This window comes from Microbispora sp. NPDC004025 (assembly GCF_053604425.1).
In genome coordinates, this window is sequence record NZ_JBSGHN010000001.1 from 589,935 (window position 1) to 605,171 (window position 15,237).

General features: G+C 71.4%; 13 protein-coding genes. 8 read left to right on the forward strand and 5 right to left on the reverse strand.

The annotated features are described in order from the left end of the window. Positions 1-12: 12 nt before the first annotated feature. Positions 13-1,647 carry a zinc ribbon domain-containing protein gene (locus ACWEQG_RS02955; RefSeq protein ID WP_452281216.1) on the reverse strand — a complete coding sequence of 545 codons (1,635 nt, stop codon included), beginning with the start codon at positions 1,645-1,647 and terminating at the stop codon, positions 13-15. 195 nt (positions 1,648-1,842) lie between these two features. On the opposite strand from ACWEQG_RS02955, the gene ACWEQG_RS02960 reads away from it, so the two are divergent. Together ACWEQG_RS02960 and ACWEQG_RS02965 are read left to right on the forward strand one after the other, a co-directional pair. Beyond that, complete coding sequence (locus ACWEQG_RS02960) at positions 1,843-3,027, forward strand: sensor histidine kinase (RefSeq protein WP_452281218.1); 1,185 nt, start codon at positions 1,843-1,845, stop codon at positions 3,025-3,027. Next, positions 3,024-3,686 (forward strand): response regulator, encoded by a 663-nt coding sequence (locus ACWEQG_RS02965; protein ID WP_169978923.1) that lies wholly within the window; start codon positions 3,024-3,026, stop codon positions 3,684-3,686. The genes ACWEQG_RS02960 and ACWEQG_RS02965 overlap by 4 nt, the downstream gene beginning before the upstream one ends. Here ACWEQG_RS02965 and ACWEQG_RS02970 read toward each other — a convergent pair. Continuing rightward, positions 3,626-4,336 (reverse strand): hypothetical protein, encoded by a 711-nt coding sequence (locus tag ACWEQG_RS02970; protein WP_452281220.1) that lies wholly within the window; start codon positions 4,334-4,336, stop codon positions 3,626-3,628. The two genes, ACWEQG_RS02965 and ACWEQG_RS02970, sit on opposite strands and share 61 nt — an antisense overlap. A 177-nt stretch (positions 4,337-4,513) precedes the next feature. Between ACWEQG_RS02970 and ACWEQG_RS02975 the strand changes: the two genes are divergently transcribed. From ACWEQG_RS02975 to ACWEQG_RS02990, 4 genes are all read left to right on the forward strand, one after another. Then, positions 4,514-6,604, forward strand: a complete 2,091-nt coding sequence (locus ACWEQG_RS02975) for a DUF6421 family protein (protein ID WP_452281222.1) — start codon at positions 4,514-4,516, stop codon at positions 6,602-6,604. 37 nt (positions 6,605-6,641) lie between these two features. After that, complete coding sequence (locus ACWEQG_RS02980) at positions 6,642-7,295, forward strand: SDR family NAD(P)-dependent oxidoreductase (RefSeq protein ID WP_363470249.1); 654 nt, start codon at positions 6,642-6,644, stop codon at positions 7,293-7,295. Between the two features lie 78 nt (positions 7,296-7,373). After that, entirely contained in the window at positions 7,374-8,447 is a 1,074-nt protein-coding gene (locus ACWEQG_RS02985; protein WP_363470246.1) for a threonine aldolase family protein, read from the forward strand. 235 nt (positions 8,448-8,682) lie between these two features. Then, on the forward strand, positions 8,683-10,014 hold the full coding sequence (locus ACWEQG_RS02990) for an ammonium transporter (protein ID WP_452281224.1): 1,332 nt from the start codon (positions 8,683-8,685) through the stop codon (positions 10,012-10,014). Between the two features lie 85 nt (positions 10,015-10,099). On the opposite strand, the gene ACWEQG_RS02995 is transcribed toward ACWEQG_RS02990, so the two are convergent. Next, the gene (locus ACWEQG_RS02995) at positions 10,100-10,765 is read right to left on the reverse strand and encodes a DUF305 domain-containing protein (RefSeq protein ID WP_363470240.1); all 666 of its coding nucleotides are present in this window, start codon (positions 10,763-10,765) and stop codon (positions 10,100-10,102) included. Positions 10,766-10,871: 106 nt separating this feature from the next. On the opposite strand from ACWEQG_RS02995, the gene ACWEQG_RS03000 reads away from it, so the two are divergent. Next, complete coding sequence (locus tag ACWEQG_RS03000; RefSeq protein WP_452281226.1) at positions 10,872-11,555, forward strand: DUF3105 domain-containing protein; 684 nt, start codon at positions 10,872-10,874, stop codon at positions 11,553-11,555. A 15-nt stretch (positions 11,556-11,570) separates the two neighbouring features. Here ACWEQG_RS03000 and ald read toward each other — a convergent pair whose 3' ends face one another. Further along, positions 11,571-12,689: an alanine dehydrogenase gene (ald, locus tag ACWEQG_RS03005; protein WP_452281228.1), complete on the reverse strand. Its 1,119-nt coding sequence runs from the start codon at positions 12,687-12,689 to the stop codon at positions 11,571-11,573. Positions 12,690-12,947: 258 nt separating this feature from the next. On the opposite strand from ald, the gene ACWEQG_RS03010 reads away from it, so the two are divergent. Then, positions 12,948-14,330: a SecDF P1 head subdomain-containing protein gene (locus ACWEQG_RS03010; protein ID WP_452281230.1), complete on the forward strand. Its 1,383-nt coding sequence runs from the start codon at positions 12,948-12,950 to the stop codon at positions 14,328-14,330. Between the two features lie 98 nt (positions 14,331-14,428). Here ACWEQG_RS03010 and ACWEQG_RS03015 read toward each other — a convergent pair whose 3' ends face one another. Further along, on the reverse strand, positions 14,429-15,172 hold the full coding sequence (locus ACWEQG_RS03015) for an N-acetyltransferase (protein ID WP_452281232.1): 744 nt from the start codon (positions 15,170-15,172) through the stop codon (positions 14,429-14,431). Positions 15,173-15,237: the final 65 nt, after the last annotated feature.

Below are 15,237 nucleotides of genomic sequence, written 5' to 3' on the forward strand. Positions count from 1 at the left end.
TGAGCACATCGCTCACGAATCGACTGGATTCCCGCAGAAGCCGCAGAAACGGTGTCCCTGGCCCAGCCGCATGCCGCACTGCGTGCAGAACTTCAGCTGTGCCTGTCCCCGCGGAGGCGACGACGGGTTCGGCGGGTACGAAGGCCCGCGCGGCGGTGCGGGATCGCCCGGATGCGCGTGCCCGTGCGGCGGAGACAGGTCCGCGGGGTACGACTGCCCGCCCGGCGGCGACGGGTCCGCCGGCCCGGGCCCCGGCGGCACCGGAGCCGGCCGCATGACCTCCGGAGACCGGGCGGCCTCCGCCCCGAAGACCCGCGTGACGGCGTACGGCGGCCAGGAGGTCTCCCCGGAGTGGGCCGCCCCGGCCTCGGCCGCGCCCGGATCCGTCTGGACGCCGCCGAGGTAGGCGTCACCGGCCGGGCCGTCGTCGTCCTGAGAGGCCGCCGCGCTCCTGCGGCGCAGCAGCACGACGCCGCCGGCCAGCAGGGCGAGGATCACGACGCCGCCGGCCACCCACACGTACGGCGGCATCGAGGACTTGGGCTGCTCCGCGCGCGCGGGGCGGGCCACCGGCCGGCTGCCGGCGTCCACGGCCGTGCCGGCCTTGGCCCGGGCGTCGCGCAGGTGGTCGGCCGCGACCGCGTGGTCGGGCCGCAGGTTGAGCACCTGCTGCAGCGCGGGTACCGCGCCGGTGTAGAGCTTGTTGTGGTAGGAGGCGAGCGCGTTCTCGTACACGACGTCGACCGGGCCGCGGCGCGGGGTGACGCCGGCGGCGACCAGCGCGCTGCGGATCTCGTCGGCGGGGGTGATGGTCATGGGCTGGTCGCCGCCGCCGGAGACGAACCCGATCACCTCGCTCTTGCCGTCGTCGATGAGGGCGGCGCCGGACGCGCCGTCGTCGAGCAGCTTGCGGACCTTGTCGCGCTCCTTGAAGGTCCGGCTGCCCGGAGGGTCGAGGTGCGCGGTGTCGAGCTTGGGCGCCAGCTTCGCCGAGGGGCTGCCGGTCATCGTCATCACGTCGAGCGACTCGACCGCTCCGCCGATCGCCGTGCCCAGCGGGACCGTGGGCAGCGTCTGCTTCTCGCCGCCCTTGGTGACCTTGAGCACCGCCGGGGCCGCCGGGGACGCGCCGGTGGTCAGGATCTGCGCGGGCAGGCCCCCGGGCGGCGGCGGGTCGAGGTAGGGGCGCACGGTCACGTTCGTCGTGACGTCCGCGAGGCAGGTCGAGTCGGTCTGCTGCGGCGGGTAGCACGCCTTGAGCCGCCGGTCGAGGTCGGGGTCGTCCAGCGAGTGCCGCTTGAAGTCGGCCGGGATCTTGACCTTGAAGTACTCGGCGAAGACCCGGTTGGCGGCGTACACCCGGGGGTCGTCGGCGGCCTGCACGACCTGGGTCGCGGTGACGACCACGCCGTCGGGCGTGACCGTGAAGCCGCTGCCCTTGGCCAGGTCGACGTCGTAGTCGCGGACCATCTGTTTGATCACACCGCGGTCGTCCAGCAGCGTGATGCGGACGTGCGAGGAGGACTCCACGCGTACGCCGCCCGGGGTGACGCGGTCGGTGGAGCCGCTGGGGTGCGGGTGGAGCATGGGGGCCGCGAACGCGGCGAACGCGCCCAGCCCCGCGATGAGGGAGTGCAGGCGGGGCATCTGCGTCTCCTAGGCGTGTTCGGATCGCTTCAAGCGTCTCAGCGCGGACAGTGCTCGACAAGATGAGTATCGTGACCGACACCCACTTGATACAGGGTGATGATCGCGCGGTCACTTGACGCTGACTTGCAGGCCAATTGCGGGACGTCTGTTCCCTGCTGCGCGCTATGCCGGATAGGGGTTACTCTGCGCGTCATGCGCTTGTCCCCCCTCCGCTCGGTTCCCCGCGTCGACCTCCTGATCGGCCTGGCCATCATGGCGCTGGGCACCCTTGAGGCGTTCACGGTCGCCACCGAGTACGGCGCGGCCCAGAACCCCCAGCTGTGGTGGGTCGGGCAGGCGCTGGCCACCGGAGTCCTGGTCTGGTACCGCCGCAAGGCGCCGGTGGCGGTGTTCATCCTGATGATCCTCGCACAGTACGCCTGGCACCGGCAGGGCCACGAGCAGTGCCCGGTCTGGCAGCTGGCCGCGCTGCTCATCGTCTTCCACACGATCGGCGCACATCTGCCCGTGAAGCACGGCGGCGCCTGGGCGCTCGCGGGCATCCTGATCTTCGACTCGGGGGCCGTCGACCACCGGTTCCTGCCGTTCGGGGAGGTCATCTACCTGACGGTGATGTTCGGCTCGGCGTACGCCACGGGCCTGGCCCTGCGCGGCTACCTGCTGCGGGCGCACCGGATGGCCGAGCGGGCGGCGCGGCTGGAGATCGAGCGGGAACGCCGGGCCGCCGAGGCCGTCGCCGCGGAGCGGAGCCGGATCGCCAGGGAACTGCACGACGTGGTGGCCCACAGCGTGAGCATGATGGTCATGCAGGCCGGCGCGCTGCGCCGCCGGATGGGCGCGTCGCAGGAGGGCGAGCACTCCTCGGAGACCGCGATCCTGTCCGGCATCGAGCAGGCGGGCCGGGAGGCGGTCGAGGAGCTGCGGATCATGCTCGGCGCGCTGCGGATGCCGCAGGACGAGGCGCTGCCCCAGCCGGGGCTCGACATGGTGCCCAACCTCATCTCCACCGTCGGGTCCTCGGGGCTCCGCGTCACGCTGGAGACGGAGGGCGAGCCCGTTCACCTCGCGCCGGGTCTCGACCTGTCGGCCTACCGGATCGTGCAGGAGGCCCTGACCAACGCGGTCAAGTACGCCGGGGACGCCGATGTGCGGATCCGGCTCGCCTACCGCCGGGACCGCCTGGAGCTGGAGGTCGCCGATAATGGCGGGGGCGCAGGACCGGCGCTGTCCACCGGCAACGGGCTCATCGGCATGCGGGAACGGGCCGAGCTGTTCGGCGGCTCCCTCGACGCGGGACCGCTGCCGGAGGGCGGCTTCCGTGTCCGCGCGACGCTGCCGATCTCCCAGGGAGTGCCGATGAGCGAGGCCACGAATTGACGATCCGCATCGTCCTCGCGGACGACCAGGCGATGATCCGGGCCGGTCTGCGCATGGTGGTCGAGAGCGAGCCCGGCATGGAGATCGTGGGCGAGGCCGCCGACGGCGTGGAGGCGGTCGCCCTGGCCCGCCGGGTCCAGCCCGACGTCGTGCTGATGGACATCTCGATGCCGCGGATGGACGGTCTCACCGCGGCCCGGCAGCTCCTCGACGCGCCGCATCCGCCCAAGGTCGTCATGCTGACGACGTTCGACACCGACGAGAACCTGTACGCCGCGCTGCGCGCGGGGACCAGCGGCTTCCTGCTGAAGGTGTCGCCGCCCGAGCAGCTCGTGGAGGCGATCAGGGTCGTCGCCGCGGGTGACGGCCTGCTCGACCCCGCCGTCACCACGCGGGTGATCGCCTCCTTCGCCGGCCGGCACGAGCCGGTGCGGCCGCCGCAGCTCGCCGAGCTCACCCCGCGCGAGCTCGAGGTGCTGCGGATGCTCGCCCGGGGCCTCACCAACGCCGAGATCGCCAAGGAGCTCTTCGTCGGCGAGGCCACGGTCAAGACCCACGTCGCCCGTGTGCTCATGAAGCTGAACCTGCGCGACCGCGCTCAGGCGGTCGTGTTCGCGTACGAGTCGGGCGTGGTGACGCCGGGGTCGGCGCTCGGGTAGTACGACGCCCACTGGGCGTTGGTCATCTTGAGCACCTTGAGGCCGAGGTAGCCCATGGCGATGACGGGGGCGCCCCAGAACGGGATCGTGGCCGGGCTGTAGGGCACGGCGACCGCGCCGAGGTAGCCGGCGGCGACGACGGCCGGAACCCACCAGTGGACGAAGCCGGTGCGGGACACGGCCAGCAGGAGCAGCGGCAGTCCGACCATGCCGAAGTAGATCCACGGCAGCGTGAAGCCGAAGATCACGCCGGGCAGTTCGAACACCTGGTTGAACATCTTCTGGCCCTGCTCCACGGGGTAGTGCTGCCCGAACCACCACTCCACGGGGTCCATCAGGAGCAGCGCCGAGACGCTGATGTAGCCGACGATCGTCATGCCGCCCGCGATGTGCCCGAGGATGACGGCCTTCTTGCGCACCAGGTGGAGCAGGCCGAAGGCCGCGATCGGGACGAGCAGCCAGCTCCAGTGGTAGAGCGCGGACTCCAGCTGGGCCAGGGCCGGGTTGTCGCCGTAGCTGACCATCTCGCGGTCGTCCCCCCACGTGCCGGGGTCGACGAGGAGCGCGACGAACTGCAGCAGCGGCGCGACGAACAGCAGGACTCCGGTGACGCTTCGCCGGAAGGCCACCGAGTCGGACAGTTTGAACATCGATCTTTCCCCTTGCTCGGGTCTGTCTCCCTACGGCCGGTGACGGTAGGTGGGCGACCCGCGGGGGCTCGTCCTCCGCTCGGGTGATGTCTCCTCATCCGCTAGGGCGACTTATCGCCACAGAGCGAGGTATGTGTATATTTTCCGGAAGATGGCTCACACTACGGGAGATTTTTCATGAAGGCGTTCCCGGCGGTCCTGTTCGACGAGGCGCACAGCGAGGCGTGGACGATCCGGCGAGAGGTCGCCGAGGCCATGAATCCCGCCCATCCCGACGACAACAGCTACGCGGAGGCCGCCGGTGCGCTGCGGCGGCTCGGTCACACGGTGCGCGCGCACACCGAGGGCCCGGTCACCCCGGACGCGCTGGCCGGGTGTGACGTCTTCGTGGTCGCGCACCCCTCCGCCGAGCGCTGGGAGCGCACCACCGGGGTCGGCAGCCCCGTCTTCACCGCCGAGGAGATCGACGCCATCGAGGCGTACGTCGCCGACGGCGGCGGGCTGATCGTGCTGGCCGAGCACGAGCAGGAGAAGTACGGCAGCAACCTGGCCGGCCTGCTCGCCCGGTTCGGGGTCACGGTGGAGCACACCACCGTGCAGGACCCCGGGCACTGCCACAACACGGTGGCCACCTGGGTCCTCGGCGTCCCCTCGGCGCAGGCCGTGCCGGGGCAGGGCGGCGTGGCCCAGGACCTGCTGGCGGAGGTGCGCCGGGCGTGCTTCTACCGCGCGGGCACGCTCGGCGTGCCGGCCGGGTCGAGCGTGCTGTTCGAGACCTCCGAGTCCGCCGACCCCGCGTCCGCCCCGCTGGTGGCCGCCGTACGGCACGGCAGGGGGCGCGTGGTCGTCCTGGCCGACTCCGATCTGTTCGGCGACGACTCGATCCACGACTACGACCACGAGAAGCTGTGGGGCAACCTGGTCACCTGGGCCGCCCGCGTGCCCGAGACGTCCGCCGCCGCCCGGGCGTCCCGCCCCGAGGTGGCGGAGGAGTTCGCCCGGCTCAAGGCCGCCGTCGAGCGGCTGCGCCCGCTCCAGGCCAAGGACGGCTCCGTCACCGGCGACCACGACGAGGCCGTCGCCTGCATCAGTGAGATCGTCGACGGCATCGCCCGGCTCGCGCCGCACTTCCCGCACGACGCCGAGTATCTCGACGCGGTCATGAAGGACTTCCGCGCGTGGGTCGCGGCCGGGCTCGGCAAGCCGGACTTCCTCGACTCGCTGAACGTCTTCCACCCCGACGCCCAGCGGGTCGACGGCCTGGAGCACCTGGTCGTCTTCCCGATGTACACGCAGAACGGGAACCCCAACCGCAACGTCGAGGCGGTCTGGATCCGGGTCGTGTGGCCCCAGTGGCTCGCCGAGCTGGAGGCGGGCGGCTACGACAACCCGATGTTCGTGCCGATCACGTTCGTCGACTTCACCTCCGGCTACGACACCAACTCGGCCGTGCTGTTCCCCGAGACCGTGGTCGTGCGCCAGGCCCCGCCGCGCTTCACCTGGGGCGGCATCTTCTGCGACCGCGAGGCGGCCCGGTTCCGCCGGGTCAGCGAGGCCGCCGCGGCCACGCTGAAGCTGGAGCTTCCGCCGGACGCCGCCCGGCTGCTGGCGTCCCAGGACCTCGCCCAGGACACGTTCGTGCTGTGGGACCTCGTCCACGACCGCACGCACAGCCACGGCGACCTGCCGTTCGACCCGTTCATGATCAAGCAGCGCATGCCGTACTGGCTCTACAGCCTGGAGGAGCTGCGCTGCGACCTCACGGCGTACGGCGAGGCCGTGAAGCTGGAGGCGGCGGGCGTGCCGCACGCGCGGTACGTGCAGTACGCCATCCTGTTCGACCGGCTGTTCCGCTTCCCGATCACCGGTGACCGGGTGCGCAACTACGACGGGCTCGGCGGCCAGCTGCTGTTCGCCTACCTGCACCGGCAGGGCATCGTGCGGTGGACCGACAACCGGCTCACGATCGACTGGTCGCGGGTCGCCGACGGCGTCGCCGACCTGCGCGGCGAGGTGGAGAAGCTCTACCGCGACGGCATCGACCGCTCCAAGCGCGCGCACTGGCTCGCCGCGCACGAGCTGGTCGCGACGTACGTCGAGCCCGACCCGGCCTCGGCCTGGAAACAGGGCGTCCAGGCGCTGCCCACCGAGCAGAAGGCCATGGTCGACGCCGTCCTGCCCGACGAGTTCCCCCTGAGCATGTTCTACGAGGCCCTGCGCCGTAAGCTCACCGACGTGGTGGAGTCGACCCGGGGCATCCGGGCGTGAGCGCGGACCGCGTGGGCGAGATCTGGAGGGGCATGCGATGAGCAGGGTGATCGTGGTCACGGGGGCGGGCGGCCCGACCGGCGGGGCCGTCGCCAGGAAGTTCGGCGAGCTCGGCGACACGGTCATCGGCGTGGACAAGTCCGGCGCCGACGGGTGTCTGGCCGTCGACCTGCTCGACCGGGACGCGGTGCGCGGCCTGGCCGAGCGGGTGCGGGCCGAGCACGGCCGGGTGGACGGCGTCGTCCATCTGGTCGGCGGCTGGCGCGGGTCGAAGACCTTCGCCGACACCTCGCTCGACGACTGGGACCTGCTGCACGACCTGCTGATCAGGACCCTGCAGAACGTGTCGCTGGAGTTCGAGCCGCTGCTGCGGGAGAGCGGGAACGGGCGCTTCGTGATCGTCTCGGCGCGGGCGGCCCAGAAGCCGACCCAGGGCGGCGCGGCGTACGCCGCCGCCAAGGCCGCCGCCGAGGCGTGGACGCTGTCGCTGGCCGACGCGCTGAAGGACACCTCCTCCGCCGCGGTGGTCCTGGTGGTCAACGCGCTGGTGCACGATGAGATGAGGGCCGCGAACCCGGACAAGCCGTACCGGACCTTCACCGACGTGAAGGACCTGGCGGCGGCGGTCGCGGGCCTGTGGGATGAGGAGCCGGCGGCGGTCAACGGCCGCAGGATCGACCTCACACCCTGATCTACGCTGCTGATCCGGACCCGCGGCCGGCTCTGGAGAGCCGGCCGCGGGTCCGAACCGCGACTGGGGAGACATCTCGTGACAACCGATGCCGTACGGCGGCATGACCCGGCGAGCCGGACGTTCGCCAGCGACAACTACGCGGGGGTGCACCCCGAGATCCTGGAGGCGATCGCCCTCGCCAACGGGGGACACCAGATCTCCTACGGCGACGACGTCTACACCGAGGCGGTCCGCGGCGTCTTCCGCGGGCACTTCGGCGAGCAGGCCGAGATCTTCCCCGTGTTCAACGGCACGGCGGCCAACGTCGTGTCGCTGCGCTCGATGTGCGCGCGCTGGGAGGCCGTGATCTGCCCCGAGACCGCGCACATCAACACCGACGAGGGCGGCGCCCCCGAGGTGACCGGCGGCCTGAAGCTGCTGCCGGTCGCCACCCCGGACGGCAAGCTCACGCCGGACCTGATCGACCGGCAGGCCTGGGGCTTCGGCGACGTGCACCGCGCGCAGCCGCGGGTGGTGTCGATCTCCAACGCGACCGAGCTCGGCACGCTGTACACGCCGGCCGAGATCAGGGCGATCTGCGACCACGCCCACGAGCTGGGGATGTTCGTCCACCTCGACGGGTCGCGGATCACCAACGCCGCAGCCGCGCTCGACGTGCCGCTGCGCGCTCTGACCACGGACGCGGGGGTCGACGTGCTGTCGTTCGGCGGCACCAAGATCGGCCTGCTGCTGGGCGAGGCCGTCGTCGTGCTGAACCCGGAGGCGTCGCGGGGCCTGCCGTACCTGCGCAAGACGAGCATGCAGCTCGCCTCGAAGATGCGTTTCGTCTCGGTGCAGTTCGAGGCGCTGCTCGGGGGCGACCTGTGGCTGCGCAACGCCCGCCAGGCCAACGCCATGGCCCGGCGGCTCGCGGACGCCGTACGGGACCTGCCCGGGGTGAGCGTGCCGCGCCCGGTCGAGGCCAACGCGGTCTTCGCGGTCCTGCCCGCGGACGTGGCCGACCGGCTGCGCAAGCGGTTCCGGTTCTACAACTGGAACGAGCAGGTCGGCGGGGGCATGGTCGAGGTGCGGTGGATGTGCGCCTTCGACACCACCGAGGCCGACGTGGACGCGTTCGCCGCGGCGCTGGCCGAGGAGCTGCGCGCCTGACCGCTCCCACACTCACGAGGGCTCTCGCCTTCACGTTCGCATCCCCGTCATGCGCCGCCGCCGGGCGCCCCTCTCGCCAGGGGCGCCGGCCAGCGGGCTGAACGGCTCGCCGAGAGGTGAGCAATACGAAACACAGTGGTAACTCGCGCGAATACGCCGCGAAACGGCCATTGGCGAGTCTCGTGATGCTCCCGGGTGCGATCACCACAGGTGTGGAGAAGTGCGAGGCGATGACATGCCGGTGAATACGGACAGCGGTGCGACCGCCTGGCTCTTGGCCTGTACCGCACTCGTCCTGCTGATGACGCCGGGCCTGGCCTTCTTCTACGGCGGCATGGTCCGGACGAAGAGCGTGCTCAACATGATCATGATGAGCTTCGTCTCGATCGCCCTGGTCACCATCGCCTGGCTCGCCGCCGGCTACAGCCTGGTGTTCGGCGACGACCTCGGCGGCCTGGGACTGATCGGCGGCCTCGACCATCTCGGGCTGCGCGGCATCACCACGCAATCGGTCACCGGGCAGGTGCCGACGCTGCTGTTCGCCACCTTCCAGCTCACCTTCGCCGTCATCACCGCCGCGCTGATCAGCGGTGCCATCGCCGACCGCGCGAACTTCTCCGCCTGGATGGTCTTTGTCCCCGTATGGGCGCTCGTGGTCTACGCCCCCATCGCGCACTGGGTGTGGGGTCCCGGAGGCTGGATCCACGGCATGGGCACCCTCGACTACGCGGGCGGCCTGGTCGTGGAGATCGCTTCGGGCGCCTCCGGGCTGGCCATGGCGCTGGTGCTCGGGCCCCGCATCGGGTTCAAGGCCGAGGCCATGCGACCGCACAACCTGCCCCTGGTGTTGCTCGGCGCGGGGCTGCTGTGGTTCGGGTGGTTCGGCTTCAACGCGGGTTCGGCGCTCGCGGCCGACGGCACCGCCGCCGCCGTCTTCCTCAACACCCTGGCCGCGGGCTGCACCGGACTGCTGGGCTGGCTGCTGGTGGAGCGGCGCCGCGACGGCCGTCCCACCACGTTCGGGGTCGCCTCGGGCATCGTGGCCGGACTGGTGGCGATCACGCCGTCGTGCGGCTCCGTCGACGTGCTGGGCGCCCTGGTGATCGGCCTGGCCGCCGGGATGATCTGTTCGCAGGCGGTCGGCTGGAAGTTCCGGCACGGCTACGACGACTCTCTGGACGTGGTCGGGGTCCATCTGGTCGGCGGCATCGTCGGCACCCTGCTGATCGGGCTGCTGGCCACCCGGTCGCTCACCGGCGCCGACGGTCCCCGGGGCCTGCTGTACGGAGGCGGGCTCGCCCAGCTGGGCAAGCAGGCCGTGGCGATCGTGGTGGTCGCGGTGTACGCCTTCGCGGTCACCTATGGGATCGGCAGGCTGATCCACCGGCTGATGGGTTTCCGGGTGAGCGAGGAGGACGAGATGTCCGGTGTCGATCTGGCACTGCACGCGGAGACCGCCTACGACCACGGCGTGCTCGACCACGCCGTCCGGACGGGCCCGGTCACGGCGCTGCGCGAGCGCACCCGCAATCAGGAGCGTACGCAGGACCGGCGACCGGCGACGTAGACACCGCGATCGCGCGGACCGTGACGCGGACGGCTCCGCCCGGACCTCCCGGCCCGTGCCCGCCCGGACGAGCGGGCGAGAGTCGCTACGGTGCGGGGAGCGGCTGGGCTCCCCGCTTGGCCAGCAGGTCCTTCATCGTGCGGATCTCGGCGTTCTGGCCGTCCACGATGTGCTGGGCGAGCGCGCGCACCTCGTCGCGGTCGGACAACTTGAGCAGGCCCTCGGCCATCTCCACGCCGCCCTGGTGGTGGCGGATCATGAGCTGGAGGAAGAGGACCTCGGCGTCCCTGCCCGTGGCCTGGCGGAGCCGGTTCATCTCCTCCTCCGTCGCCATGCCGGGCATCGTCCCGGCCGGCGTGGTGGCGGAGGACGTCCCGCCGTGCCCGTGCCCGGACATCCAGGCCATCGCGGGACGGCCGGAGCTCTGGTCCAGGCCCCACTGCTGGAGCCAGCCCATGAAAATTCCACGCTGCGTGCTCTGCGTCGTGATGATGTCGTACGCCAGGCTGCGCAGCGGCTCGTCGGAGGTCTTGTCCCTGAGGACGAAGGACATCTCCACCGCCTGGGCGTGGTGGACTCCCATGTCCCTGGCGAAACCGGCCTCAGGGGAGGCGTCGCCCGGCGTCCCGGACCTGGTGAAGAACACCACGAGCGCCGCCACCGCGAGGAGGACGGCGACCAGCCCGAGGGCGGAAAGGGAGCGCCGGGCCGGGGGAGCGGTCTCCACCGGAGCGTCGATGTCAGTGCTCATCGCTCACAGGCTACTCGCCGCCGCCCTTGCCCTGCCCGAAGCGATACGTTTAGCCACTATTCTCCATACTCAGCGGGGGTGTAAGGGATCTGCGGATGGAGGAGCGATGACCAAGGAGAAGACGCAGGCGAGGCGTGAGCACCTCGCTCGCATGCGCGCCGAGCAGAAGCGCAAGGAGCGGCGCGCCGCGTTTCTCATGTGGGGTATAGGCGGCCTCGTGATCGTCGTCCTTGTCGCCCTCGTCGCCGTGTACGTGGTCAAGGACCGCTCGGCCAAGTCGCTCGACGCGGTGAAGACCTACACGTACAAGGGTTCCGATCACTCTTGGACCAAGGTCTCCTACAAGGAGAACCCGCCCGTCGGCGGCCCGCACAACTACTACTGGCAGAACTGCGGCATCTATGACAAGCCGATCCACAACGAGCATGGTGTCCACTCCTTGGAGCACGGCGCGGTGTGGATCACCTACAGCCCCGACCTGCCCAAGGCCGAGGTGGACAAGCTGAAGAGCATCGCCTCCGCGGACTACATGCTGCTGAGCCCCTACCCGGGCCTGCCTTCCAAGATCGCGGCCAGCTCCTGGAACCACCAGGTCACGCTGGACTCCGCGGACGACCCCCGGCTGACGCAGTTCGTGAAGAAGTACAAGCAGAACCCGACCAGCACCCCCGAGTACGGCGCGTCCTGCACGGGCGGCATCGGCACCACCGCCGAGCAGCCGCTCCCGCCGGAGCCGTCGGCGTCGGGCAACCCGCAGGAGCCGATGCCGAGCACGGCGCCGTCCAACTGAGGTTCCCCGACGACGTCAGGGGACCAGCACGCGGTCCACGGGCACGGCTTCCAGCCCGTGGGCCTCGGCCACCGGGCGGCTCGTGAGGTCCCCCTGGTGGGTGCTGAGACCGAGGGCGAGCGCGGGGTCGGCGGTCAGCGCCTCGCGCCAGCCCATGTCCGCGATCGCCAGCGCGTACGGCAGGGTGACGTTGGTCAGCGCGTACGTCGAGGTGTGCGGCACCGCCCCCGGCATGTTGGCCACGCAGTAGAACACCGACCCGTGCACGCGGTAGACCGGGTCGGCGTGCGTGGTCGGGCGTGAGTCCTCGAAACAGCCGCCCTGGTCGATGGAGATGTCCACGAGCACCGATCCCGGCTTCATCCGGGAGACGAGGTCGTTGCTCACCAGGGTCGGCGCCTTGGCGCCCGGCACGAGCACCGCGCCGATCACCATGTCCGCGTCCACCACCGCCCGCTCGACCTCGTACGCGTTGGACGCCACGGTCTGGCAGCCTCCCCGGTAGACGAGGTCGGCGTGGCGCAGCCGGTCGACGTCGCGGTCCAGCAGCAGCACCTGGGCCCGCATGCCCATGGCGACCGCGGCGGCGTTCATGCCCGACACGCCCGCGCCGATCACCGCCACCTTGGCCGGGTAGGTGCCGGGGACGCCGCTCATCAGCACTCCGCGACCGCCGCCCTGGCGCATGAGATGGTAGGCGCCCACCTGCGGCGCCAGCCGTCCGGCCACCTCCGACATGGGCGCGAGCAACGGCAGCGTGCGGTCGGGTTTCTGCACGGTCTCGTACGCGATGCCGGTCACGCCCGACTCCAGCATGGCGCGGGTGCACGGCTCCGAGGCGGCCAGGTGGAGATAGGTGAACAGCACCTGGCCCTTGCGCATCCGGTGATACTCGTCCGGCACCGGTTCCTTGACCTTCAGGATCAGGTCGCCCTCGCCCCACACCTCGTCCGCCGTGCCGAGGACGACGGCCCCGGCGGCGGCGAAGTCCTCGTCGGGGATCGCCGACCCCTGGCCCGCGCCCTTCTCGACGAGGACCCGGTGACCCTTGCGGACGAACTCGTTGACCCCCGCGGGTGTGAGCGCGACCCGGTATTCGTGCGTCTTGATCTCTCGGGGAACTCCCACCTTCATGTCTTCACTGTCTGCTCTCGGCCTTCCGCATGGCATCGGGCAACGGGCAACCATTTGGCGGGTATTCATGACAAATTGTCAGCAACAGAGCGGGTTGAGCGTTCCATGGTCGGCCGGTTACCCGCGGTTGGCAGACCTCGGTAGGCTCTGCGAGCGGTGTAAGGGATCGAGGTGGGAATGCACAACGCGCCCGTGCCGGGGAACGAGGAGCCGGGCCCATGGCCCGGCGGCCTGACATCGGGAGCCGAGACGGCGCCCATGCCGAAGCCCGTCGGCCCTGAGGGCCGCGGCGGCGCGCCCGGCGAGTACGACTGGTTCGGCGGCCCCGGGGCCGAGGGAGATACGTCCGTCCTGCCCGCCGCCGGTGGTGGGGGACGGGACGACGCGCCGACCGGGCCTGTCCGTGTGGCCGGCGACCCGTTCCGTGACCCTCTCAGTGACCCGCTGCCCGGGTCCGGGGGTGTGCCGGGCGAGCCCGGTGGCGCCGGCCGGTTCGACGACCCACTGGGTGTGCCTCCGGTGTCCCGTGAGCCTGTCGATCCCTTCGGCGTGCGCGGTGTGCCCGTCGAGCCCGTCGGTGTGCCCGGTGACCCGCTTCGTGACCCCCTCAGTGACCCGCTGCCCGGGTCCGGAGGTGTGCCGGGTGAGCCGGTGGAGCCTGCCCCGCTCGACGACCCGCTGGGCGTGCCCGTACCCGGTGACCTTGCCGGCGCCCCGACCGCTCCCGCTCTGGCCGGTGAGCCGGTGGAGCCCGCCCCGCCCGACATGCCCGCAGTGCCCGGGGACCCGGCCGCAGGCGGAACGGACGGGCCGGGTGACGGGCCGCCCGCGGCCGCCGGCCCCGCGGAGCCGAGGGCGGCCAGGGGAACGACGATCGCCCTCGTCGTCGCCCTCGTGCTGGTGGTCGTCATGTCCGGCGTCCTCGGCGCCGTCGCCGTGATTATGACCCGTAACCCGGACGCCCCGCCGCTCAAGCAGGCATCCGTACGCACCCTGCTGACGCCGGTGCACTTCGCTCCGGTCACCGGGGTGGGAGCGGCGCCGTGCACCGCGACGGACGCGATCCCGGACGACAAGGGCACTTCCTGCTACCAGCTCGACCCGGGGGTCACGGTCACGACGGTGCAGAAGATCGAGGAGGTGCCGGACAACGACGGCACCTATTCGATCCGGCTCGTGCTGTCCCCCTCCAGTCAGGAGCAGATCGCCGCGCTCACCCGCGAGACGGTCAAGCAGCAACTCGCCGTCGTGGTGGGGGAGAAGGTGGTGGCCGCCCCGCGGGTCGCCCAGGAGATCACTCAGGACAGTCTCGGCATCGCGGGCTTCGACAAGGCGCAGGCGGACGCGATCATGGCGCTGCTGACCGGCTCCGCCCCCGCGGGACAGCAGCCGAACCCGGCCGCCTCGCCCTCCGCCGCCGACGCCGGGCAGCCGGGTGGCACGCAGCCGGATGGCACGCAGCAGGGCGGCACGCAGCCCGGCGGCGGAACCCAGCCGGACGGCACCCAGCAGGGCGGGACCCAGCCCGGCGGCGGAACCCAACCGGGCGGCACGCAGCAGGGCGGCACGCAGCAGGGCGGCACGCAGCAGGGCGGGACCCAGCAGGGCGGCGGTCAGCCCAGCATCGAGCAGTTCCAGTGAGTTCACTCGCAGGAGCTCGTGGCTCGAAGGCGCGCCAGGCTGGGGGCGACACCGCACGTGCTTCCCGCGGGAACCGCGAGCAACGGGTCCCGGCGGGGCTAACGGAGCGAGTGGCGCACCCAGACGTTGGGTTCGACGTACACCGCGAAGCCGTGGTCGGCGTCGCAGTGGACGGGCACCAGCGCCCCCGGAACCTCTACGTCGCCGGTCTGGCGGAACGGAAGGCCGGTCCAGCCTCGCCACTCCTCGAGGGTGCCCGCCACCACCATGGATCGCGTGGCGATCTTGTCGATGACCCCGCCGGCGCGTACGTGCACGCGCAACCAGGGGTCGATCGGCAGGCCGTCCTTGCGGCGAAGCGCGGCGTAGCCGGCCATCGGGGTGCGGGGCTGGAGGTGCTTCCCGTTGGGACGCACGGGGGCGAGTAGTTCGCTGAAGCCGAGCCGGGCGGCTTGGGCGCGCAGGGCGTCGAGCATGACGGCGGAAAGGCCCTTGCCCTGCAGGTCGGGCCTGATCGTGATCTCCAGTGCCGAGACCGCGTCGGGGGAGCTGCCGCGTCGCCGTGCCGCGGCGGCGCGCCAGAGCACGCCGTCCCAGCCGTCGTCGGGCAGCTCGTCGCTCTCGAGGACGAAGGGCGCAGAGAAGGCGCGCGCCACGACGACGCCAGGATCGGCTCGGTCCGTTGCGACCAGCGCGAACTCCGCATACCGGGCGCCTACGATCGGATAGAACAGGTCGGAGGCCGGGTCCTGCTTCATGAAGACCGGCCAGCTGTCGGGCATGCTCCACATCTGCGGCTCGAGGTCGGGACGCTCCGCCAGCGTGGTGATCTGCAGGTCCATGGCTGGATATTCGCAAACCGGACTTGCCGGCAGCAAACCCTTTGTCCCCCCGTGGGGGGATCGGC